Below are 23,898 nucleotides of genomic sequence, written 5' to 3' on the forward strand. Positions count from 1 at the left end.
AATTTGAGGTAAATTTGACGGCCCTGCAAAAAAACAGAGCCGTCACGAGAGTTAAAATTTCTTCTTCCTCACGTCTTCGACGATAGCTTTAGCCATGTTGTCGACCTGAGCGGTTACTTCGTTAGTTCTACTTACGACGCCTACGTTGTTGTGAGTGAGCTCGTCTATCTGAGCCACAGAGCGATTGATCATATTTATGCCTTCGCTTTGCTCCTTGATGCTCTCGCTCATCTCGTTGATACTTTGAGCCAGTACGTTTGCGTTGGCTTCGATTTCACCGAGCGATTTTTGGGTGCGTTCGGCTAGCTTTCTAACCTCATCGGCTACAACGGCAAAGCCGCGTCCGTGCTCGCCTGCACGAGCAGCCTCGATAGCTGCGTTAAGCGCTAGTAAGTTTGTCTGATCGGCGATATCTCGGATGATCACGATGATGTTTTTGATCTCTTCACTTTGTCTCATGACGTCACCAGTCTTTTGACTGATGGCGTTCATAGAGCTACTCATCTGCTCTACCGCAGCGGCGCTTTCTTGTAACGAGCTTGCTTGTACGTTAGCGCCGTTTGTGAGCTCTTTCATCGACTCGGCCAAAATGCCTGCTTTTTCTTCCAGCAACTTAGCTTGCTCTAAATTTATATTGAGCATATTTGTGATCTCTTCGCCTAGCGAGTTGATGCCCGTAGCCATCTTGCCGCTATCGTCAAGCCTTTTTGTGAAGTCTTGCGCTTTAAAGCTCTCTAGCAATCTTATAACCTCATTGCTATTTTCAGCGATCGCGTCTTTTAGGGCCGCTTGAAGCTGAGCAAAAGTAGATTTTAGCTGATTTAGCGCAGGGTTAGAGGTATGCGCATCAAGAGTCGCCGTAAAGTCGCCCGCTTTTATCTTATCCACAAAAGCGTTTGCTTCTTTGATAAAGTTATTTTCAGCAGTATTTGACGCCTCTACTTTGCTTATATTTTCGTTTATAAGCGCCGCCATAACCCCAAATTCATCCTTCGTGGCCACATTTGCTTTAAGCGGCTCTTTGGTTTCGTAGTTGAGATATTTGAAAAACGCATCTAGCGCGCTTGATATGATACCAAGAGGCTTCAAGAAATATCCGACCATAAACACCAAGATAACGACGATAATTGTGATAAATACGAGCGAAGATACGGACTGATTTAATAAAACGCTATCTAGTATAGGATCGTAATCTTCTACAGAGTTATTAGAGCACACGAGCCAATTTGCTTTATCGTATTTTTGGCATGCAAAAATTCTTTCATCGTCGCCAATCTTATTAAAAAACGCTTTACCGCCGTCTTTATTGTAGCTATTTATGACAAAGTCGACAGATTTTTTGATCTCCGGATCGGAAGATAAAATATATTTGCTATCCGGATGATAGACAATGAGTTGAGTATCTAGATCTATGATCAATGGAACGCTAGTTTTAGACTCTTTTGATTTTGCCAAGCTACTTGCAACGCCGTCTAGATACAAATCCGCAGCCACTACGCCTGCAGCTTTACCGTCTATCGTGAACGATTTAGCTATTGTCATAGTGGTTTTTCCACTAGATTGTGCTATATACGGAGGCGTAAAGTAGAGCTTACCGCTAGAAACGCTTTGTTTAAACCAACCCTTTTCTCTAGAGTCGAATTTATCCTTTTCAGGCGTCAATTTTAAAAATTTAGGCCCTCTTCCAGCTTGCGCGACCGCATCATAAAGCTCTCCGTTATCTGCAAAGCCTATGTAAAACTCAGGTATATCTAGAGTAGTAGCCATAGTCATCAATCGATCTTTGAGCTGCTCTCTATCTGCCATGAGATGAGGATTTTCCTCTATATATCGCATTAGCCCCTCTACTGCATAAACCTTACTGCTAAGATACTCGTCGACGTAAACCTCCAAAGAACGCGCGATGGCCTCCTTTGAATTTTTCGAAACGTCCAAAATAGTATTTTTAGTACTATTGTAGTTCATGGCCGCAAATATAGTAAATAGTACGGCCAGCAATGCAAAAATGATAAAAGCTATCTTATTTGCAACCTTTTTCATCTAACCCTCCTTTGGTAATTTTTATTTTTGTTTTAAAATTTCTTTTTTCTCACGTCTTGCGCGATAGCTTTAGCCATCTGATCCACTTCGGCGGTAACTACGTTGGTTTCGTTTGCCACCCTGACGTTTTGCTTGGTTAGCTCATCGACATGAGATACGCCTTGATTGATCAAATTTATAGCCTCGCTTTGCTCCCTGATACTTTCGCTCATTTCATTTATGCTTTGAGCTAATACATTTGTGTTGGCTTCGATTTCGCCGAGCGATTTTTGGGTGCGTTCGGCTAGCTTGCGAACCTCATCGGCTACGACGGCAAAGCCACGTCCATGCTCGCCTGCGCGTGCCGCCTCGATAGCTGCGTTTAGAGCTAGCAAATTCGTCTGATCTGCGATATCGCGGATGATCACGATGATGTTTTTGATCTCTTCAGACTGGCGTATTACGTCTTGCGTCTTTTGGTTGATAGCGCTCATCGAGCTACTCATTTGCTCGACCGCGGCAGCGCTTTCTTGTAGCGAGCTTGCTTGAGAGCTCGCGCCGTCGGTTACTTGTTTCATAGACTGAGCTAAAAACTCCGCCTTTTCCTCTAGAATGCGAGCTTGCTCCAAATTTGTCCTTAACATGCCGGCTATCTCTTCGCCTAAAGCATTGATGCCCACGGCCATCTTGCCGTCATCTTCGAGTCTTTTTGTAAAGTCTTGCTTTTTAAAGCTTTCGAGCAAATTTAAAACCTCGTCGCCGTTTGCGGCTATGGCTTGTTTTAGGGCGATTTGTAGGTCTTTAAAAGTTTGCTTTAGCTGGCTAAGAGCCGGATTTGAAGTGTCGGCGTTTAGTTGAGCTACATAGTTGCCCTTGCCTATCTGTCCTACAAACGCGTTGGCTTCCTTGATAAAGCTATTTTGCTCGGCAAAATTTACCTCGATTTGCTTGATGTTTTCGTTTATTAGCGCGCTCATCTGGCCTATCTCGTCGCTACCGCCGCGATTTAGCAGCTTGGCTTTGTCTGTTTTATTGTTTAAAAAGTCGAAAAATTGCACGAGTCCGTTTTTGGTCTGGTCGATACCCGAGATCAAATTTCTACCTATAAATGCGGATACCAACAGTACAAGTATAATACAAATTGCGATAACTACGAGGCTAACGACCATCTGAGTATTCGCGTCATCTTTAACGATCGCGGCATCCTCTTTCATGTTGTCTAGTAGTTTAAGCTCAAGTTCTCTCATGGCATCTATAGAGATACTTATTTTTGAAAACCATTTTGGCGCTTCGTAAGATACGTTTTCGGTCGCTACTACGTCTTTAATGATATTTATCGCGTCGTTAAAGTCCGTTTTTTTTCTCGCGATATAATCAAATTCCTCGCTATATTCTTTCGGGTTATAGTCGTCAAAATCCTGCATAAATTTATTGATTACGCTATTTAAGGCAACTACTTTGTTGTACTCCTCTTTACTTATGCTTTTTTTTGTAAAAACGCCGTTTAAAGCAGCTCGTAAGATACCGAAAGACTCTTTTATCTCGCCCACGATGATGATACGGTTTAGATCATCTACTATGCTAGGCTCGAGTTTGTCGCTATAACCATTGATAGTTATAACTTCTTTTCTTAGGATATTCGTTATACGTCCGATGAGATTATCCCCGCTTCTTTGATCGACTCCTGCGCGGATCTTAGATAGCTCGGATGCTATCTCGCTTTTTTCGGCTAGCTTTTCAAGCGTCTCGTCTACGTTTTTTCTCTGAGCTAGTAGTTTAGCGTTATCCCCGCCCGAAAGTACTCCCGAGCTAAACCCTCGCTCTTTTTGCATCTCGTGGATAAAACTAGTTTGATTTATGATGGTATCTACGATATTCTCGCTATATTCAGCCTTTGCCCTAGTTTTTGCGATACCGTTTAGTAAGTATGCACTCATTACGCCAAGCCCGATGAGGCCGACGATAGCTATCGTCATGATCTTAAATTTGATACCGACGTTGTTCACTTCCTCTCTCCTTTTGTGCTATCTTGCGCTTTTTTCTTGCACTCGTTTTATAAAATATTTCGCGTTTTCTACGGGAACGTCCGGCAAAATACCGTGCCCGAGATTAAAGATATGCGGCACGTTTTTCATCGTCTGCAAAATTCGTTCCACACCGGCGTCGATCGCCTCCTTGCTGCAAAGGCGCGTAGGCTCCATGTTTCCTTGAAGGACGTATTTTGGGCTTAGTTTTGCTTTAGCAAGCTCGATCGGCGTACTCCAATCCACGCCGAAAACCTCGAAATTTCCCGAAATTTTATCCAGATATCCGCTTATACCTTTTGGAAAAACTATAACCGGAATTTGCGGGAATTCAGCCTTAAGCGCATCCACTATATCCATGATATACTTCCAACCGAACTCAAAATACGCCTCATCCTCCAGCGCAGCCGCCCAGCTATCAAAAATTTGCACCGCATTTACGCCGGCTTTTATCTGCTCTTTCATATATCCTATGAGCGCGGCCGTAACCTTGGCTAAAATTTGATGCATAAACTCGGGATCTGAATACAAAAGCTTCTTGCTAACCGCGTAGGTTTTCGTCCCGCCGCCCTCGATCATATACGTAGCTATCGTCCACGGCGCCCCGCAAAAGCCGATTAGTGCTTTATCCTGCGCCAAATTTTCGCGCGTTAGCTTGATCGTATCGTATACGTAGTCTAAATTTTTGACTGATTTTTGGACGTCTAGCTTATCTAGATCCTCTCTCGTCTTTATCGGATCGCTAAATACGGGCCCCTCGCCTTGGACGAATTTAAGATCCATGCCCATCTCAAGCGGCACGACGAGGATATCGCTAAAAAGTATCGCCGCATCGACGCCTAAAATTTCAACCGGCTGTATAGTGACCTCGCTGGCTTTTTTATAATCCTTGCAAAGTGATAAAAAATCTCCCGCCGCAGAGCGAACTCGCATATACTCAGGTAGATACCGACCTGCCTGCCGCATCATCCAAACGGGCGTATAGGGCGTGGGTTTTTTAAAACAAGCGTCGATGAAAATCATATATTTCCTTTAAATTTTTAGCGATTTTATCTAAATATTTATTAAATTCTAATCCACCCACTTACTTTCGTCTAATTTTTTTTCATTTTTGGCCACAACTAGCGCGCCCAACATATCTCCCGTGACGTTCATCGACGTGCGCCCCATGTCAAGGATCGCATCTATGCCCAAAATCAGCGCATACGCAGCGGCTACCGCGCTTCCGCCCTCGACTTTTAGACCGACTGATTCAAGCACCATCAAAAGCATTATCGCGCCCGCTCCAGGCACTCCGGCAGTCCCGACGGCGGCAAGGACGGCCGTTAGTATTATAGTCATTTTAGCCCCCGAGTCAAGCTCCACGCCTACGGCGTTAGCGATAAACATCGCGCAGATACCAAGATATATGATAGTGCCGTTCATATTTACGGTGGCGCCCACGGGAAGCGCAAAGCCGTAAATTTGCTTTGGGATACCCATGTCTTCTTCGGCCGTTTTCATCGAGATAGGCAGCGTTCCGCCCGAGCTTCTGGTTACAAAAGCCGTCAGCATAGGCGGACGAACTTTTTTTATAAATTTAAACGGATTAATTTTAACGATCAAGCAAATCAAGAAATAAACGACGAAAATTTGAGCCGCAAAGCCGATATACGCGCTAACCGTGACGCCCAAAAGCGGCCCGAAAGCCTTTACGCCTTGCTGAGAAAATACGATAAATATAAGCGCAAAAACGCCAAACGGCGCGTACTCCATGATCCATCTTATGACGTAAAACATGATGTGGTTGATCCCGTCAAATACGTCGTAGATCAAATTTCCCAGCCTACTAAGCCTCTCGTCCTTGCTATCCTTTAAAAACGAAAGCGCAACGCCGAAAAATAGGCTAAAAGTTATGATTTGTAAAATTTCGCCCTTTGCAATAGCTTCAAAAGGGTTGGTTGGAAATAAATTTACGAGTATCGACGACATACTAGGCGCATTTGCGGCTTTGCCGCCTATGTCGCCGCTGCCGGTTATGTGCAGTCCGGCTCCCGGCTCCAAGACAAGCCCGACCGCAAGTCCGACTATGATGGCTAAAAACGACGTCAATATGTAAAAAATCAGCACCTTTGCCCCTACTCTGCCAAGATCGGAAGGCGAGATGGAGCTACAGCCCACGATGAGCGAGGCCATAACGATGGGCACGATGATCATTTTAAGAAGCCTTATGAACACGTCGCCAAAAGGCTTTAGGATAACTATCGCGTCCTTTGCGTCTTGAAAAATGATGCCGCAAACGGCGCCCAAAATAAGTCCGGCTAAAATTTTTAGAAGCAAATTCGCCTCGAAATATTTCTGAACTATTCCGCGTTTAGCGTTTGGTTGCACGAAATCTCCTTTAAATTTAATCCGCGAATTATAAGTAAATTTTTCTTAAACTACAAACACTTCTGTTTTTTAAATTACGGATTAAATTTAAAGCGAGAAAAAATTAAAAGGTGCAAATTTTAGTTTTTAGCCGCCAGTTCGTCTAGCAAATTTTGCAAATTTACGCCCGCTAAACTATCAAACATCGCTTGCTGCGCGGAGCCAAATTTAGGCGTCAAAAGCGCCTCGATCCTACCTCCTAGCGGACAAGGCGGCGGCGAGTTTTTGTGGATTTTAAAGATATCGTTTTCGCCCTCGTTTACCGCCGAAAATATATCAAACAGCGTGATCTGCTCAGGCGTTTTAGCCAGACTCGCCCCACCCGTACCTGCGCTTACGTCTATCAAATTTGCAGATTTTAAAAGCCTAATGATATTTCGTACGATGACGGGGTTCGTGCCGATCGTACCGGCCAAAAATTCGCTCGTGTTTTTCTCGTCCTTAAAAAACTCGCAGCTAAGCAGGATGTGGATAGCGATGGAAAATTTTTGTCCTATTTGCATAATCAGCCTTGGTTTAAATTTAAAAGCCGCGCGTCCCTTTTGCGCGGCCTTATTTTAGCTAAATTACGCAAAATTTTAAACTCACGCCCTCTCGCCGACTGCGGTAAAGCGCTTTTGCACGAAATTTCTATTTTTTAGCTCGTCAATGATCGCGATCGCAAGATCGGCGTAGCTGATGTAGCTCTCGTTTTGCGAGTTTAGTATGACGTGATCGTTACCGAGCACGTATTTGCCCGTGCGAGCTCCCTGATCGTCGTATTCGCCGGCCGGACTTACGTAAGTCCAAAGCACATCGGTTCTACCTTTTAGCTCGAAAAACGACTCCGCAGTCGCCCTTGCCACGCCCATATACTCAGGCGGGAAGTCAGGCGTATCCATAGCCATAGTGCCTTTATCGTCCACGTATAGCGTACCCGCGCCGCCGATCACTAGTAGCCTTGTTTTCGTACCGCTAAGCGCGTCTGCAAGGTGTTTTGCTACCTTTTTATGAAGCCCAAACGTCTCCGGCGTCCATGCCGCAAACGCACTGATAACGGCGTCAAAGCCGGCTAGGTCGGCCTTTGTTAGCTCAAAAACGTCTTTATAAACGACTTTTACGTCGCCGTTTTTATACTCTTTGTTTCGCACAAAGCATGTTACGTCATGCCCTTGTTTTAAGGCCTCTTGCACCAAATTTGAACCTGATTTTCCGTTTGCTCCGATGATTGCTACTTTCATTGTATCTCCTTTAAATTTGATTTGCTTGACTGCCACGTAAATTTACAGCCAGCTTGGCTTTACGTCCTCGTTTATCACGCCGTCATTCATCGTATACTGCTCTAGGCTACCGCGTTTAGTTTGGATACAGATAAATTTCATTCCTTGTGCGCCCGCCTTAAAGCAACGTTTGCCAGCCGGATCGATGCGGATTGCGTCGCCCTCTTTAACCTCCTTTTCCTCGCCGTCGATGAAAAGCGCGCCGCCGCCTTTTAGCACCAAGTAAAGCTCCTCGTTTTGCTTGTGCGAATGCACGAATGGCACGCTCGCGTTTGCGGGAAGCTCATTGACAGAAAGCTCGCAGCCGCTTAAATTTAAAGCATCTTTCAGCTCGACTCTCGACTCATTTTTCGTTGAAACGATCTTGCAGTTTGACATTTTTTCTCCTTAGATTTTTGTTGTAACTTTATAGCTTACAACCGATGAGCGAAGTATAATAAAATTTTGTTGTAATGTCAAGAGTTACAGCAAAAATTCCAAAATTTGACGCAAAATTTAAAATCAGCTAAAATCCGCGCGATTTTATCTGGAGGATTTTTATGCAAAATAGCGCATTTAAGACGCTAACGCTCATCGCAAAGAAAAATTTTAAAAAACTGTTTTTAACGTTTAGTCTAGTTTTGGCGGAAAACGGGCTATTTCTCGTCTATCCCGTACTAGCCGGCATCGCCATAAACGCCATCGTAGCGGGCGATACACTTTTGGCACTTAGCTACTCGTGCATGGTATTCGTGGGCTGGGGGCTTGGCTCGATTAGACGGCGCGTGGATACGCAGGTGTTTACTAGGATATATGCAGGACTTGCCGTAAGCGTGATAATGAATGAAAAAAGAGCCGCAAAAGACGAAAGCGCCGTAATCGCAAGGGCAAATTTATCTCGCGAATTCGTGGATTTTTTCGAGCAGCACTTTCCCGTGTTTTTCACCTCAGTCGTCTCGATTTTCGGCTCGGCGATCATGCTTTTGTTTATCGAGTTCTACGTAGGTTTGGCCGTTTTTGCTCTGCTCGCGATTTTTGGCATTTTGCTGCCAAAATACATCACTAAAAACGACCGCTTGTATCTAAAGCTAAACAACCAGCTGGAGCGCGAAGCAGGACGCATAAGCGTAGGCGACGAATACACGCTAAATCGCTACTACGACGTACTTTCAAAGCTTCGTATCCGCATTTCAAACAGAGAGGCAATGAGTTTTTTTATCATCGGCGCGAGTGCGGCGGCGATTTTTAGCTTGGCAATATTTTTACTCTCGAGCAATCATGCAAATGCGGGTCACATCTACTCGGTGCTTACCTATCTCTGGACGTTTGCGATCAGTCTTGACGACGCGCCGAGGCTAGTGGAAGATTTTAGCAAGTTAAAAGACATAGGCAAGCGCGTAAACGTCGAGCTAGAGGGAGATTTGGCTAAAATTTAAGCGCTTTTTGGGGTATAATGTATCTAAAATTTGCCGAAAAACGAGGTCAAAATGCACGAAAATCACGCCCATTGCGCGCATTCGCACACGTCAAATAAAACCGTTTTGAGAAATTCCTTCCTTATGATATCCGCTTTTATGCTGATCGAGGTCGCGGGCGGCCTCGCGACGAACTCGCTCGCCCTGCTCTCGGACGCCGGGCATATGCTATCAGATGCAGCGGCGCTCGGGCTTTCGCTGTTTGCGTTTAAATTCGGCGAACGCAAAGGCAATCTGCAAAAGACTTTCGGCTACAGGCGGATTGAAATTTTAGCCGCGACGATAAACGCCCTCGCCCTCGTCGCGATCGCCGTTTTGATCGTCATCGAGGCGGCCAGGCGCTTCCAAAACCCGCCCGAAGTAGCCACCGCGGGCATGCTTGCTATCAGCACGCTGGGACTTGCCATAAACATCGTCGTGGCGCTTTACATGCTGCGCGGCGGCGACGTGAGAGAAAACGTCAATATGCGCGGAGCCTATGCGCACGTGCTGGGCGACGCCCTGGGCTCGGTAGGCGCGATCGCGGCGGCACTGCTGATGATGTGTTTTGGCTGGGGCTGGGCGGACGCGGCGGCCAGCGTGCTCGTGGCTGCGCTCATCGTAAAAAGCGGCTGGGGCGTGCTAAAAGACAGCCTAAACATCCTGATGGAAGGCTCGCCAAAGGGCGTGTGCCTGGACGGGCTCGTCGCGCAGATCAGGGGCATAGACGGCGTGCTTTCGGTGCACGACCTGCACGTCTGGAGTATCACGAGCGGCGCAAACGCGCTAACGGCTCACATCGTGGTCAGCGGCGAGCTGAGCGTGCGCGAGGCGGAGCGAATCTTGCGCGAAATATCGCACGAAATGGAGCATCTGGGCATCACGCACACGACCTTGCAGCTTGAGAGCAGCGATAACGAATGCGGCGGCGAACTCATCTGTGAAGTAAGGTCAAATGGCGCAGGCGGGCATTTGGGGCATCATCACTAAATTTAACTAATGCGACTAAATTTTAGAAACAACCTCTTTGGTCGCTTCTATCTTTTTATCAGCCCACAGCACGACGTCTTTTATGACTAGCTTTTCGATAGCTTTTATGAAATTTCCCATAAATTCGTAGTCGATTTCACCATCAGAAATAGGCAATAAAATACTTAATTCATCAGCATCTTTTGCATAAAAATTACGTGCGTAGCTAAACCGCCCGGCATTTGCTACTTTATGGATAGCCGTTGTAACGTAAATAGCGGCATGTTTAGATAAATTTTCAGTATGCACGATCGCCACATGATCATCGGCTCCATATTTATAGTTTCGATATTTCGCGGAACCAAACATATCTATCGTTACAGTATTTTTATCAAAAATTTTGACGTCATTACTTATAAAAGCAGATATTCCCATATCGGCTTCGCCGGCAGTTACGAAAGGCAAATTTCCATCAAATCTATCCGCACCTTTTAAACGTTTTCCGCGAGTAGCATTTCCAAAAAGTTTTTTTAGATTAAACTCCTTCGCCACCCCCTCCCATTTGCCAAATTTGTCAAATTTAGCCAAAGCGTCTTTTTCTTTCTTGCTTAATTTATAATCTTTAAATCCCGTTACCGCAAGATACGCGTCGAGCTCTTCGACGCGTTCGCGCTCGAGCTCTTCGATAAATTTTTCCATAAAGGAAAAATTTATCTCGCCGCCTAGCGTCGGCAAGAGAATTTTTTCGTTTTTTAATGCTTTTTGTGAGCGCTTTTTCCCATAAGAATAATCTAAAACACGCGCCATTCTATTTAACAAAGTCGCAAGATAAAGTGCTATTTTTTCATTTATTTTAAATTTTGGTCTTAAAATTTCAACGTGGTCGCTAGCGCTAAAATTCTCTTTTTGATAAAAAGCCGTTCCTAAAACAGCACTATCTATCGTTATACAATTACCTTTTTCCGTCCAAAAGTTATAAAACCCAGCAATTCCATTTGATGTAGCTTGTGTTGTAACATAAGGAAATTTTCCTAGTCCTATTTCCTCTAACTTTAATTTCGGTGTTGTTTTACTTCCACTAATCTCAAAAATTTCATCAAGCCTAAATTCCTTAATTTTTCCGCCACTCGCCTTAAATTCTTGCTTTAAAATTGCAATTCGTTGACTTACAAGACTGCTTTTACTGGGACTATCCTTTTTTAAAATTTGCGACACTTCCCAGCTTAGATAGTCGCTTACGGTCTTTTTAAAATCCGCTAGCGTCGGCATAGTATCAACTGGGCGAGATTTATTCCAGTCGGCGCCATTGCTCGGATCAATCGTCGCTTCGTAGTATTCGTTTTCGCTAAAAATTTCAAGTTTGCCCTTGCCGAAACGCACTAAATTTACAAGCTCGTCATAACGCTCCTTAGCCCTATCTGTATCTCTTAGATTATTACTCGCTTTTTTGCGGTTTGAGCGCGTATAGCCGTCTTTTGAAAAGTCGATAAATTTTACGATTTCGTCTTTTTCGTGCTTTTCACCTATTTTAAAGACGTAGATATTCGTTTGCACGCTTGATTTACCGACAAAAAGATCTATTGGCATTTTTATACTCGCAATAAGAGTATTTCGCTCGAGAATTCTTTTATTTATCTCTTTTGCCTTGCCGCTACCTGCCGAATTTTGGATAATTATCGCCGCATATCCACCCTTCATCATATTTAGGGCTGTCTCGACGAATATCATCCCGTTGCCCTCAGCGGAATACGGAGGGTTTAGTACGAAAGCATTCGCAGGGAACGGCTCGTCGTCTTTGCCAAAGCCGTAAACGCCTTCAAAATCGGTCAAACTATCTTTATTTAAGATATTCGAGCTTCCGTCGCCCATCATTATCATATTTAAAACCGCAAGCATATAAACGCTAGAAAGTAACTCCAAGCCTAAAAGCTGATAGGCCTTTATATGCGCCTCTTTTTTAGCTAGCTCTTCGGGAGAGCTTATGCTATTTTTAGCATCCTTTAGCATTTCGTTCATTGCCGCGACCAAAAGCCCCGCCGAACCGGTAGCAAAATCCCAAACATAGCTATCTTTACTTACCCTTGCAAGCCTTACTAAAAGCGTAGCTACGTATGAGGGCGTAAGTACTACGTCGTTTAGCTTGTCCTGCGTAAAACCTAGCCACGAATACATCTCGTTAAAAAGCTTGCCCGTAAAATCCGTCGTCAGCCCAATTTTATAATAGATACCTAAGTCGTCTACGATTTTGCAAAATACACGTTTTAACTGCGTTTCGCCGTTTGATATTTTGTTGATATTTTCGGTTAAAATCGTGTTTGAAAGCGTGCGGATGATAAGCTCTTTCTTTTCGCTCGGCAAATTTTTCTCGTTTAAAAAAGCTCTTATCTTTCGCATTAAAATTTCGCCATCGGTATTGCCTCTTTCACTTGATGATTTTAGCTCTAATTTTTCGAGCGGAGCGACTTTGCCTGGAATACCAAGAGTGGCGATAATGGAGGCTGCGACCAGATAAACTCTATCGTTTTCGCCAAGTCCTTTTTCATTGCTATAAATGTCGTTATTTAACTTTACTAAACTCGCATCGATCTCTTTTTCGCGCTTTTGCTTGATTTTTTCTAGCTCGTCGGGAGTTAAATTTAGATTTTTAAGCTTATCCGTAAAATCGTTAAAATGCGTCTTTTTTAAAAACGATAAATCGGTAAAATCGCCTACTTTACGCCCTACTCCCAAATTTGATTTTGAAACATAATAAACACCGATTTTAGTTTGTAATTTATCCTTACTATCTTTATATCCAGTAACTCCTATAGCGATTATGTCGGTGTAACTAGTGTGGTGCAAAAGCGCATTTGCATAATGCACCGCGCCATTAACCGCGTAATCTTTAATGTTTTTAAAATTTGGCTCATTTTTGGCGGTGCGATTTTCTACATTGCCGTCGGCGTCTAGCTTTTCTAACTTATCTTCATAGCCTTTGTATTCAATCAATACGGGATAAAAATTTAAGCCGCCATCTTGCAAAAGCAGTTTAGCATCAGGACGATTGCCACCCTTACCGCCGCTTTTAGTGAAATACTCTTGTAGGGCGTTGTCTATCTCGCTATTTAACGACTCTTGTTCTAATTTATAATCAAGCCTATATGATTTTAGCTGTGAATTTATCGCATCTGCCACACTTGGTTCTACACTTCGAGTATTTGCCATCTTGCGCCTTTTTTGTTTGATTTTAAAATTTACGATTTTAGCGATTTTTTACTTAATATTTAAAATAAAAATTATGCAGACTTTAAATCAATTTTAGGCAAAATAAAAGCCAAAAATTTAATCAAAAAGTAAAATTTAAATGAAAAACATCAGAAATTTTAGCATCATCGCTCATATAGACCACGGCAAATCCACTCTCGCAGACCGCCTGATCCAAGAGTGCGGCGCCGTCAGCGACCGCGAGATGAGCAGCCAAATCATGGACACGATGGACATCGAAAAAGAGCGCGGCATCACGATCAAGGCTCAGTCCGTGCGCCTAAACTACGCGCTTGACGGGCAAAATTACGTCCTAAATTTGATCGATACTCCGGGCCACGTGGATTTTAGCTACGAGGTGAGCCGCTCCTTAGCTAGCTGCGAGGGCGCGCTACTTGTCGTGGACGCTTCTCAGGGCGTAGAGGCGCAAACCATCGCAAACGTCTATATCGCGCTAGAAAATAACCTTGAAATCATTCCCGTCATAAATAAAATCGACCTCCCCGCAGCAGATCCGGAGCGCGTAAAAAACGAGATCGAGCACGTTATAGGGCTTGATTGCAGCGGAGCGATCGAGGTTAGCGCAAAAACGGGCATCGGCATCAAAGAGCTGCTAGAAGCCATCATCACGCGCGTCCCCTCTCCCGGCGGCGAGGCGGAAAAACCGCTAAAAACGCTCATCTACGACAGCTGGTTTGACAACTATCTGGGCGCTTTGGCGCTCGTGCGCGTCTATGACGGCGAGCTAAAGAAAAACGACGAAATCCTAGTCATGGGCACGGGCAAAAAACACATCGTGCTAGATCTCATGTATCCAAACCCCATCGCGCCGATAAAAACGGCGAGACTGGGCGCGGGCGAGGTCGGCATCGTGGTGCTGGGACTAAAAAACGTCAGCGACGTGCAGGTGGGCGATACCATCACGCTAGCTCGCAACCCCGTAAAAGAGCCCGTCGGCGGCTTTGAGCGGGCTAAGCCGTTCGTATTTGCGGGACTTTACCCGATCGAAACGGATAAATTTGAGGATCTACGCGACGCTTTGGATAAACTCAAGCTAAACGACAGCTCTATCAGCTACGAGCCCGAAACCTCGGTCGCGCTTGGGTTTGGCTTTCGCGTCGGCTTTTTGGGGCTACTGCATATGGAGGTTATCAAGGAGCGTTTGGAGCGCGAATTTGACCTCGATCTCATCGCTACAGCTCCGACCGTCACCTACGAAGTCGTACAAACCGACGGTCAAATTTTACGTATCCAAAACCCTAGCCAACTCCCGCCGGTCAATAAAATCGAGCACGTCAAAGAGCCCTACGTCAAGTCCACGATCATCACTCCAAGCGAGTTTTTAGGCAACATCATCACGCTGCTAAACAACCGCCGCGCCGTGCAGACTAAGATGGACTACATCACGCCCGAGCGCGTGCTGCTCGAGTACGACATCCCGATGAACGAGATCGTGATGGACTTTTACGACAAGCTAAAATCGAGCACAAAAGGCTACGCGAGCTTTGACTACGAGCCTAGCGACTACCGCGTGGGCGATCTAGTCAAGCTTGATATCAAGGTCGCGGGCGAGACCGTGGACGCGCTCTCTATCATCGTGCCCGAAAGTAAAGCCCAGTCCAAAGGACGCGACTTTGTAAAAGCCATGAAAGAGATCGTGCCGCGCCAGCTCTTTGAGGTGGCTATTCAAGCCAGCATCGGCAACAAAGTCATCGCGCGAGAAACGGTAAAATCTATGGGCAAAAACGTAACCGCCAAGTGCTACGGCGGCGACATCACGCGTAAGCGCAAGCTACTCGAAAAGCAAAAAGAGGGCAAAAAGCGCATGAAAGCCATCGGCAAGGTAAATTTGCCGCAAGAGGCGTTTTTAAGCGTTTTAAAGATAGACTAGCGGCGTCTTGCGAGCGTTTTGCGGAGCTTTTCGCTACGCTCGCGGCCGCTTTTTATTTTCTCACGGTCAAATTTGACCCTCCCAGACCTGCACCGCGTAAATGCTAAATTTGACGCTATATCCGATTTTAAAATCTCAAAAATCAAACTTAATAAAATTTATACAAATTTCCAATTTCCTCCAAATTTTACGCAAATTTGGAAATTCATCTCAAATTTGGATAGAATTTTGCTTGCGTGATGTAAAATTTACGAAAGGATTTTTTATGAAAAATTTTATACTTTTATTTGCGGCGTTCCTTTTTACGGGATGTTTTGGACTGTTCGAGAGCTCGCCGGAGATCGCTCAAACCGAGGGTGGCAACGCCAAAGGCTACAAAGAAGTGATGCGCATCAAAGCAGACTGCTCCTCGTGCGCTAGCGGTGGTCAGGATATCAAGATAAACGGCACGGACTACACCAGCGACGTCGCGATAAAGTGCTGCATCGCTCAAAGCAGGATCGACACGGGCGCGGCTATCAAAAAAGTCTATATCCACAAAATAGCCGACGAAAGAGCAGCGGATAGCGGCATAAAATTTATATCCAAAAACGGAGCGAAAATGCTCTATCCAAAAGAGCGCCTTGAGAGGCTTTTTCATCTTTTCTTGCAAGACGAGCTGCTAAACCGCGGCATCATGGTCGTGGATAGCCAGACCTCGCCTTACACCTACCGCGTGGATTTTGCATTTACCGACTACGCGGCGTCGTATAGCGAGCCGTCGCAGTATCTAAGCGCGGCGATGAAAGGCAAACTAGGCGTCAAAAACATAAATAAAACCCGCGTGCTAAATATCTCCACTAGACAAGACGTGCGCAAGCTCGAGGCCGAGGATACGCAGGACTTTAACCTCTACGTCTACCTTTTGGTTAAACAGGCCGCCAACAAAGCCGCCGAAGAAATCTCGAAACTATAAAGGAAAAATATGAAAAATTTAGCTTTTTTCGCCCTTGCCGTCGCGCTTTTTGCCGCGGTCATGAGCGGATGCTCGCAGCGCAGCTCGGTGTTAAATTTAACCCCGTATCAATCAACCTCGAACCAGATGGGTTACCAAAAAAATATCCGTATAAATAGCATCGAGGACGCTCGCGCCAACAAAAGCATCGTCGCCACGATCACGGGCAGTAACGGCAACGTAAAAGAGTACGTCACGCTACAAAACAGCATCGAGAGCTGGCTACAAGACGGCCTTAGCACCGAGCTAAAGCGCCTGGGCGCAAATTTGAGCGACTTTGGCGATATCGTCGTGGACGTGAGGATCGTCGAGCTTAAAGCAAATCTAAGCGGCTACTCTACCGACAACCTAAAAGGCTCGGCAAAGCTCACGATAACGGTGCACAGAGGCGATCAGACAATCACCAAAAACGTCTCGCAAGAGCAGACCAAATTTGCCCCGATTCACACGAGCGGCGCGTTTAAGAGCTTTTTTGACGAGCTACTCCAAGATATCGTAAAACGCGCGGCGATCCAGATCCTAAAAAGCTGATGAGATGCGCTAACTGCGGGCATCTGAGTCTGGGCGTGATCTGTCAAATTTGCAAAGATCACCTGCTCGCCTCGCCCGCAAGGACGCGTGTTTTGGACGGCGATTTTAAAATTTACAGCTTTTTTGACTACTCCGAAATTAAAAATTTACTCCACTCAAAGCACCTATTTCACGGCTCTTTCGTTTACGGCGCGCTCGCAAATTTGAGTTTTAAAATTTTTGCTAGCAAATTTAGCTTCGGCTCGCCCGTAAACGCCGTGCCGATCGACGATAGAGCGGCTTGCAACTACTCGCATACGGCAATCTTGGCTCGCGCGTTAAAAAGTACCGAAATCCGTCCGCTTTACGCCTGCTTGCATGCGGGCTCAAACGTCAGCTATCACGGTAAAGACCTCGCCTTTCGCCTAAAAAATCCGAGAAATTTTAAGCTCTTAAAAACGCCTAAATTTCCCGTTATCTTGATAGATGATATCGTGACGACGGGAACGACGATAGACGAAGCCAGACGGACGCTGCAAAAAGCCGGCTGCGAGGTGCTTTTTGCGCTGACGCTTGCGGATGCGAGATACTAAAAGATAGCGGTAAATTTTGTAAAATTTAGTATTCTAAAAATAGCAAAATAAAACCCCAAATTTCGGCTAAATTTAACCCGATCAAGCCAAGAAAAAGCGTATCTATTTAGCAAGTTTTTATCAAATTTAAGCTAAAATCGGCAAGTAAATTTTAAGGAAAAATATGGAAAATATATTTGAAAACAATCAAGACATCCAAACCGTCGATATCGAAGAGTCGATAAAAACGAGCTACCTCGACTACTCGATGAGCGTCATCGTCGGTCGCGCCCTGCCTGACGCCAGAGACGGTCTAAAGCCCGTTCATAGACGCATCCTATACGCGATGAACAACCTCGGAGTCGGCAGCCGCAGCCCGTATATGAAGTCCGCGCGTATCGTGGGCGACGTTATCGGTAAGTACCACCCGCACGGCGATACGGCCGTTTACGACGCGCTCGTACGTATGGCTCAGAAATTTTCCATGCGCTATCCGGCGGTCGACGGCCAAGGCAACTTCGGCTCCATCGACGGCGACGGCGCGGCTGCGATGCGTTATACCGAAGCTAGGATGACTAATCTCACCGAAGAAATTTTACGCGATATCGAAAAAGACACGGTTGATTTTATCCCAAACTACGACGACAGAGAGACCGAGCCCGACGTCCTACCTAGCCGCGTGCCGAATTTGCTGCTAAACGGCTCTAGCGGTATAGCAGTCGGTATGGCGACTAATATCCCGCCGCACAGCCTTGATGAGCTAATCGACGGGCTTTTGCTCGTACTTGAAAATAAAAACGCGACGCTAGAAGAGGTGATGCAGTACATAAAAGGGCCGGATTTCCCGACGGGCGGGATAATATTTGGCAAAAAAGGCATCATCGAGGCCTACCGCACGGGACGCGGCCGCGTGAAACTACGCGCCAAAACCCACATCGAAAAAAAGCCGAACAAAGACGTTATCGTCGTAGACGAGCTGCCGTATCAGACGAACAAGGCTCGCCTCATCGAGCAGATAGCCGAGCTGGTCAAAGAAAAACAGATCGAAGGTATCAGCGAAGTGCGCGACGAGTCCGATAAGGACGGCATCCGCGTCGTCATCGAGCTAAAACGCGACGCAATGAGCGACATCGTGTTAAACAATCTCTTTAAATCCACGACGATGGAGAGCACGTTTGGCGTCATAATGCTTGCAATAAACAACAAAGAGCCGAAGGTATTTAACCTAATCGAACTTTTGAAGCTATTTTTAAATCACAGAAAAACCGTCATCATCCGCCGCACGATATTCGACCTAGAAAAAGCCCGCGCTAGAGCGCATATTTTAGAGGGCTTAAAGATCGCGCTAGATAATATCGACGAGGTGATCGAGCTCATCAAAAATAGCGCCGACACGCCTAGCGCTCGCGAGGGCTTGGTAGCGAAATTCGGCCTTAGCGAGCTGCAAGCAAACGCCATCCTGGATATGAGGCTAAGTAAGCTAACGGGTTTAGAGCGCGAAAAACTAGAGGCCGAACTAGCCGAGCTGATGGCAGAGATCGCGCGCCTTGATGAAATTTTAAAGAGCGAAACCTTGCTAGAAAAACTAATCAAAGACGAGCTGCTTGAAATAAAAAATAAATTTAAAGTGCCGCGCATCACCGAGATCGTGGATGATTACGACGACATCGACATCGAGGACCTCATCCCTAACGAAAACATGGTCGTAACCATCACGCACCGAGGCTACATCAAGCGCGTGCCGAGCAAGCAGTACGAGAAGCAAAAACGCGGCGGCAAGGGCAAGGTCGCGATAACTACGTACGACGACGACTTCATCGAGAGCTTCTTTACTAGCAACACCCACGATACGCTGATGTTCGTGACCGACCGTGGACAGCTTTATTGGCTCAAAGTCTATAAGATCCCTGAAGGAAGCCGCACTGCAAAAGGCAAAGCGGTAGTAAATCTCATCCAGCTACAGCCCGACGAAAAGATCAAGGCGATCATCCCGACGACTGATTTTGCGGAGAGTAAATCGCTCGCGTTTTTCACTAAAAACGGCATAGTAAAACGCACGAATTTGAGCGAATTTAAGAACATCCGCTCTATCGGCGTGCGCGCCATCAACCTAGACGAGAACGACGAGCTAGTAACCGCTCTAATCGTAGAAGGCGAGGAAGAGCCGATAAATCTAATCGACGAGCTTGGCGTAGAGACCGAGATAAACGAGATAGAGGCGATAGAAGCTCAGATCGATGAAGAAAATAGCGAAGAAAACGACGAGAACGCGGCCGAAGGAAGCGACGATAGCGAAAAGATGCTATTTATCGTAACCAAAAAGGGAATGTGCCTCAAATTTAAATTGAGTAAAGTCCGCCAGATGGGCAGAACGGCTCGCGGCGTGACGGGTATTAAATTTAAAGAAGCCGGCGACGAGGTCGTAGGCGCAGCCGTCATCGAAAGTAATGAACAAGAAGTGCTAAGCATATCTCAAAAAGGTATCGGTAAGCGCACTACTGCAGACGAATACCGCCTAACAAATCGCGGCGGCAAGGGCGTAATCTGCATGAAGCTAACTAACCGCACCGGCGATCTGATCGGCGTCGTGATGGTCGATGACGAACAGGATCTGATGGCCCTAACCTCAAGCGGCAAGATGATACGCGTCGATATGCAAAGCATCCGCAAAGCGGGCCGAAACACCAGCGGCGTCATCGTAGTAAACGTAGACGGCGACGACGTAGTAAGTATCGCAAAGTGCCCTAAAGCCGACGAAGGCGAGGATGAGGGCGGCGAAGAGACGCTAGAAAATTTAGAATGAATTTAGTGTTTTTGGAATACAATTTGCTAGTAAATTTGCAAACAAAAAAACAACTAAATTTAAAGGTTCAAGAATGAAAAAAATTACATTCGCGGTTTTGGGTGCGGTAGTCTTTTTGACGAGCGGTTGTTCCTTTAACAACCCTTTTTCCTCCGACGAGACCACGTCGGCAAAGCAAGACATCGTCATCCAAAAGGTCGATAAAGAAGACATCAGAAGCGTGATGAAGCAAGAAAAGATGATATACGACATCGAGCAAGTCGATGCAGTATTTGGTGCCGTGGGCGAGGGTATCGCTCCGACTAACACCGTCTCTCACGCGCAGTCGCTAGCCCTAGCTAAGCGCGCAGCCATCGCCGATGCGCACAGACAGCTAGCCGAGAAGCTCTACGGAGTCAAGATAAACTCTAAAGATACGGTTAGAGACGCGATGCTTAGAGACTCCACTATCACGGCTCAGGTCGCAGGCCTCATCAAAAACGCTTCCATCATCGAGCACGACTTTAAAGACGGGCTCTACCGCGTCAGAATGGAAATGAAAATAGACCAAAGCAAGTGGCAAGAAATTTTTGCTTACTGATTGCCGCTGCGGCGCTTCTCTACGGCTCGGAGGAGTTTATCCTCTGGGCCAAAATCTCCACTAAAAATCACACCGTAGTTTACGACGATATCGCGCTTTCAAAGGCTATGGTTCTAAGCGAGCTAGAGTACGAATACCTATGTGAAATAGACGCTTCCAAGCAGCCCGCACAAAGCTCGCTAGAGTTTTTAAATTTACATAAAAACGAGCTTTTCGAGTGCTTTTTGCCTTATAAATTTAAGGTCGAAGATCGCTTCGTCCAACACAACAAAAATATGAACTCCGCAACCGATCTTACGCTATTTCCCGTGCGATTTACGGTGAAATTTAAGCCCTCTTCGGCTATCATAAGCGTATTTAAAAACAAAGAGTAAAAGATGAACATCGTAATAGTAGAAGACGACATAAATATGCGCAAGTCCCTAGAGATCGCGCTGGGCGAATACGACGATCTAAAAATCAAAAGCTATAAAAGCGCGGTTGAGGCTCTTAAAAAAATGGGCGACGACGTCGATCTCATCATCACCGACATCAACATGCCCCAAATGGACGGGCTGGAGTTCATCAAGCGTCTGGAGGGCAAATTTGACGTCATCATAATGACGGGCAACGCGACGCTAAACAAAGCCATAGAGAGCGTGCGCCTGGGCGTCAAAGACTTCCTCACGAAACCTTTTGACGCGCAGACGCTGTACGAGGCGATAAAGAGAGTCGAAATTTTACGCCGAAAGTTACCTGCGACAAGCCTAAAAGCCGCACAAAACGGCTCAAATTCGCAGGCCGATTCTACTGATTTCGTAGCTAGCTCGCCCGCGCTTGCTAATGCGTTAAATTTAGCCTCGCGCGTCGCAAAAACGGACGCCTCGGCGATGTTAATGGGCGAGAGCGGCGTGGGCAAGGAGCTGTTTGCTAAATTTATCCACAAAAACTCGCCGCGCAAGGACGGTCCGTTTATCGCGATAAACATGGCTGCAATCCCCGAAAATTTGATAGAAAGCGAGCTTTTCGGCTTTGAAAAGGGCGCATTTACCGACGCCTCGGCGATGAAAAAGGGGCAGTTCGAGCTAGCAAGCGGCGGCACGCTGTTTTTAGACGAGATCGGCGAGATGCCGCTAAATTTGCAGCCAAAACTCCTGCGAGCGATCCAGGAGCGCGAGATTACGCGTCTTGGCGCCACAAAGAGCGTCAAAATCGACGTTCGCATCGTCTCCGCGACAAACGCGAATCTGCCCGCGATGATCAGCGAGGGTAAATTTAGAGAGGATCTGTTTTACCGTCTAAACACCGTTCCAGTCGCCATCCCGCCGCTAAGAGAGCGCAAAGATGAGATCTTGCCTATCGCCGAGCGCTTTTTAAAGCAAAGCTGCGAGGAGTTTAATCTCGGCGCAAAAAGCTTTTCCGAAGCGGCGGTAAAGGAGCTTGAAAACTACGATTTTCCCGGCAATATCCGCGAGCTAATATCCGTCGTGCAGCGAGCGGCGATACTGAGCGAAGGCGAGGAAATACAACCCGGCGATCTTTTTTTGCAGGCTCGCAGCAGAAAGTAGCTTAAATTTAAGCTTTACGCGAGTAAAATAAGCGAAATTTTAGCTTAAATTTTAAATTTAGCCGGCCGAGACGGCGACGCTAAAATGCGACGTGCGGTTTGGCAAATTTGAGCCGGCAAGAAGCAAAATGCAATCGCAAATTTGAGTTAAATTTAGCAAACAAGAGCGGTCGCGATTAGCTTTTTATGCCAAAACCCAAATTTAGCGAAACAAGTTTGGTCTTAAGCGCGCGATTCAGCTGACGAGACTAACCGCAAGACGGCAAGCCGTCTAAGAAACAAACAAAAATTTAGTCCGCAAAGCCTGACGAGTCTTTGGCACCGGGTTAAGCCAAAGAGGCTTGTCGCGAGAGCTTTGCCGACCGAGAAGTAAAACAAAGGAGTCTAAAATGAGAAAATTTAACGTTGCCGTCGTGGGCGCGACGGGCGCAGTCGGAGAGGAGCTTTTCCGCGTTATGGAGGAGGTTGATTTCCCGGTGGGCCAGCTACTACCGCTAGCAAGCGCGAAAAGCGCGGGCACCCAAATAGAGTTTAAAGGCAAAAACCACAAAGTCGTGGAGCTTACCGAGACCGTTTTTAACGAGCACGAGATCGACATAGCGTTTTTTAGCGCGGGCGGATCGGTATCTGAAAAATACGCCAAATTTGCGGCCGCCAGCGGCGCCGTCGTCATCGACAACACCAGCCACTTTAGGATGGACGCGGACGTGCCGCTAGTCGTGCCTGAGTGCAACCCGCAGGACATCGCGCAGTGGAAAACCCGCGGCATCATCGCCAACCCAAACTGCTCGACCATCCAAATGGTGCAAATTTTAAAACCGCTGGACGATGCGTACGGTATCAACCGCGTGGACGTCTCGACCTATCAGGCGGCTTCGGGAGCCGGTAAAGAGGGCATGGAGGAGCTAGTCGTACAGCTGCAAAAGTTTTTCGAGTTTAAACTCGACGAGTGCGAGCCGAAAGTCTTCGCGCACCAGCTAGCCTTTAACGTCATCCCGCACATCGACGTATTTTTGGACAACGACTACACGAAAGAAGAGATGAAAATGGTCAACGAGACCCAAAAAATCCTCCACAAAAATATGGAAGTGAGCGCGACCTGCGTGCGCGTGCCGGTGCTTCGCAGCCACTCAGAGGCTATCACGATTCATTTTGACAGAGACGTGGACGCCGCAGCCGCTCGCGAAATTTTGCGCAAAGCGCCTAGCATCGTAGTCGTGGATGAGCCAGCCGCGAAAAAATATCCGATGCCGAGCATCTCAAGCGACACCAACGAGACCTACGTCGGACGCATCCGCACGGATAACTACCGCAAAAACGTCCTTCATCTGTGGTGTAGCGCCGACCAGATCCGCGTGGGAGCGGCGACCAATGCCGTAAGAATCGCACAAAAATGGATAGAGATGCAGGAGTAGCCCGCCCGCATTTCGTTTTAAATTTACCGAATTTACGCTTTAGTTCTTGGCGTAAATTCGGCTAAAATTTTGATTATTTTAAAATATAAAATCGCTTTTTTCCGATACGAATTTTCTACCAGCTTTTTAAATCTGACTCGTAAATTTATCCGCACCTTTACGGCGCAAACCGCCGCAATCAAACCGCACCGTCAAATTTACGCAATCAAATTTAATAAACTCAAATTTGAC

General features: G+C 46.3%; 19 protein-coding genes and 2 pseudogenes. 11 read left to right on the forward strand and 10 right to left on the reverse strand.

Going from position 1 to position 23,898, the window contains the following annotated elements:
- Window positions 1-51: 51 nt before the first annotated feature.
- The 9 genes and pseudogenes from RWM02_RS10575 to RWM02_RS03725 form a co-directional block, all read right to left on the reverse strand.
- The gene (locus RWM02_RS10575) at window positions 52-1,104 is read right to left on the reverse strand and encodes a methyl-accepting chemotaxis protein (protein ID WP_390887728.1); all 1,053 of its coding nucleotides are present in this window, start codon (window positions 1,102-1,104) and stop codon (window positions 52-54) included.
- Between the two features lie 378 nt (window positions 1,105-1,482).
- Window positions 1,483-2,040, reverse strand: a pseudogene (locus RWM02_RS10580) (cache domain-containing protein); the annotation flags it as partial.
- 32 nt (window positions 2,041-2,072) lie between these two features.
- A complete protein-coding gene (locus RWM02_RS10585; protein WP_390887729.1) occupies window positions 2,073-3,266 on the reverse strand; it encodes a methyl-accepting chemotaxis protein in 1,194 nt (397 codons plus the stop codon).
- Window positions 3,243-3,995 (reverse strand): annotated as a pseudogene (locus RWM02_RS10590) (nitrate- and nitrite sensing domain-containing protein); the annotation flags it as partial. The gene RWM02_RS10585 and the pseudogene RWM02_RS10590, both read right to left, overlap by 24 nt.
- 48 nt (window positions 3,996-4,043) lie before the next feature.
- Window positions 4,044-5,066, reverse strand: coding sequence for a uroporphyrinogen decarboxylase (hemE, locus tag RWM02_RS03705; RefSeq protein WP_314069224.1), 1,023 nt, complete (start codon window positions 5,064-5,066; stop codon window positions 4,044-4,046).
- A gap of 48 nt (window positions 5,067-5,114) precedes the next feature.
- Window positions 5,115-6,413 carry a dicarboxylate/amino acid:cation symporter gene (locus RWM02_RS03710; protein WP_314069226.1) on the reverse strand — a complete coding sequence of 433 codons (1,299 nt, stop codon included), beginning with the start codon at window positions 6,411-6,413 and terminating at the stop codon, window positions 5,115-5,117.
- A gap of 119 nt (window positions 6,414-6,532) precedes the next feature.
- The gene (locus RWM02_RS03715; protein WP_314069228.1) at window positions 6,533-6,955 is read right to left on the reverse strand and encodes an Rrf2 family transcriptional regulator; all 423 of its coding nucleotides are present in this window, start codon (window positions 6,953-6,955) and stop codon (window positions 6,533-6,535) included.
- An 81-nt stretch (window positions 6,956-7,036) separates the two neighbouring features.
- The gene (locus RWM02_RS03720) at window positions 7,037-7,672 is read right to left on the reverse strand and encodes an NAD(P)-dependent oxidoreductase (protein WP_314069229.1); all 636 of its coding nucleotides are present in this window, start codon (window positions 7,670-7,672) and stop codon (window positions 7,037-7,039) included.
- Window positions 7,673-7,714: 42 nt separating this feature from the next.
- Window positions 7,715-8,089: a cupin domain-containing protein gene (locus RWM02_RS03725; RefSeq protein WP_314069231.1), complete on the reverse strand. Its 375-nt coding sequence runs from the start codon at window positions 8,087-8,089 to the stop codon at window positions 7,715-7,717.
- A gap of 161 nt (window positions 8,090-8,250) precedes the next feature.
- Here RWM02_RS03725 and RWM02_RS03730 point away from each other — a divergent pair, with 161 nt between their 5' ends.
- Window positions 8,251-9,126: an ABC transporter six-transmembrane domain-containing protein gene (locus tag RWM02_RS03730; protein ID WP_314069233.1), complete on the forward strand. Its 876-nt coding sequence runs from the start codon at window positions 8,251-8,253 to the stop codon at window positions 9,124-9,126.
- Between the two features lie 51 nt (window positions 9,127-9,177).
- Window positions 9,178-10,134 carry a cation diffusion facilitator family transporter gene (locus RWM02_RS03735; protein ID WP_314069235.1) on the forward strand — a complete coding sequence of 319 codons (957 nt, stop codon included), beginning with the start codon at window positions 9,178-9,180 and terminating at the stop codon, window positions 10,132-10,134.
- A gap of 15 nt (window positions 10,135-10,149) precedes the next feature.
- Here the strand turns inward: RWM02_RS03735 and RWM02_RS03740 are convergent, their stop codons facing one another.
- Window positions 10,150-13,317, reverse strand: coding sequence for a restriction endonuclease subunit S (locus tag RWM02_RS03740; RefSeq protein ID WP_314069237.1), 3,168 nt, complete (start codon window positions 13,315-13,317; stop codon window positions 10,150-10,152).
- A 139-nt stretch (window positions 13,318-13,456) separates the two neighbouring features.
- Between RWM02_RS03740 and lepA the strand changes: the two genes are divergently transcribed.
- The 9 genes from lepA (at window position 13,457) to RWM02_RS03785 (ending at window position 23,667) form a co-directional block, all read left to right on the forward strand.
- Entirely contained in the window at window positions 13,457-15,247 is a 1,791-nt protein-coding gene (gene lepA, locus RWM02_RS03745; RefSeq protein WP_314069239.1) for a translation elongation factor 4, read from the forward strand.
- A gap of 265 nt (window positions 15,248-15,512) precedes the next feature.
- Window positions 15,513-16,202, forward strand: a complete 690-nt coding sequence (locus RWM02_RS03750) for a hypothetical protein (RefSeq protein WP_314069241.1) — start codon at window positions 15,513-15,515, stop codon at window positions 16,200-16,202.
- A 9-nt stretch (window positions 16,203-16,211) separates the two neighbouring features.
- On the forward strand, window positions 16,212-16,772 hold the full coding sequence (locus RWM02_RS03755; RefSeq protein ID WP_122863313.1) for a YajG family lipoprotein: 561 nt from the start codon (window positions 16,212-16,214) through the stop codon (window positions 16,770-16,772).
- Entirely contained in the window at window positions 16,772-17,344 is a 573-nt protein-coding gene (locus RWM02_RS03760; protein WP_314069244.1) for a ComF family protein, read from the forward strand. The genes RWM02_RS03755 and RWM02_RS03760 overlap by 1 nt, the downstream gene beginning before the upstream one ends.
- Window positions 17,345-17,507: 163 nt before the next feature.
- The gene (gene gyrA / locus RWM02_RS03765; protein WP_314069246.1) at window positions 17,508-20,126 is read left to right on the forward strand and encodes a DNA gyrase subunit A; all 2,619 of its coding nucleotides are present in this window, start codon (window positions 17,508-17,510) and stop codon (window positions 20,124-20,126) included.
- Between the two features lie 73 nt (window positions 20,127-20,199).
- Complete coding sequence (locus RWM02_RS03770) at window positions 20,200-20,706, forward strand: LPP20 family lipoprotein (RefSeq protein WP_314069247.1); 507 nt, start codon at window positions 20,200-20,202, stop codon at window positions 20,704-20,706.
- The gene (locus RWM02_RS03775; RefSeq protein WP_314069248.1) at window positions 20,682-21,080 is read left to right on the forward strand and encodes a hypothetical protein; all 399 of its coding nucleotides are present in this window, start codon (window positions 20,682-20,684) and stop codon (window positions 21,078-21,080) included. The genes RWM02_RS03770 and RWM02_RS03775 overlap by 25 nt, the downstream gene beginning before the upstream one ends.
- Window positions 21,081-21,083: 3 nt before the next feature.
- A complete protein-coding gene (locus RWM02_RS03780) occupies window positions 21,084-22,253 on the forward strand; it encodes a sigma-54-dependent transcriptional regulator (RefSeq protein ID WP_314069250.1) in 1,170 nt (389 codons plus the stop codon).
- Between the two features lie 388 nt (window positions 22,254-22,641).
- Complete coding sequence (locus tag RWM02_RS03785; protein ID WP_314069252.1) at window positions 22,642-23,667, forward strand: aspartate-semialdehyde dehydrogenase; 1,026 nt, start codon at window positions 22,642-22,644, stop codon at window positions 23,665-23,667.
- Window positions 23,668-23,898 lie beyond the last annotated feature (231 nt).

This window comes from Campylobacter showae (genome assembly GCF_963515975.1).
GTDB classification, from domain to species: Bacteria; Campylobacterota; Campylobacteria; order Campylobacterales; family Campylobacteraceae; genus Campylobacter_A; species Campylobacter_A showae_F.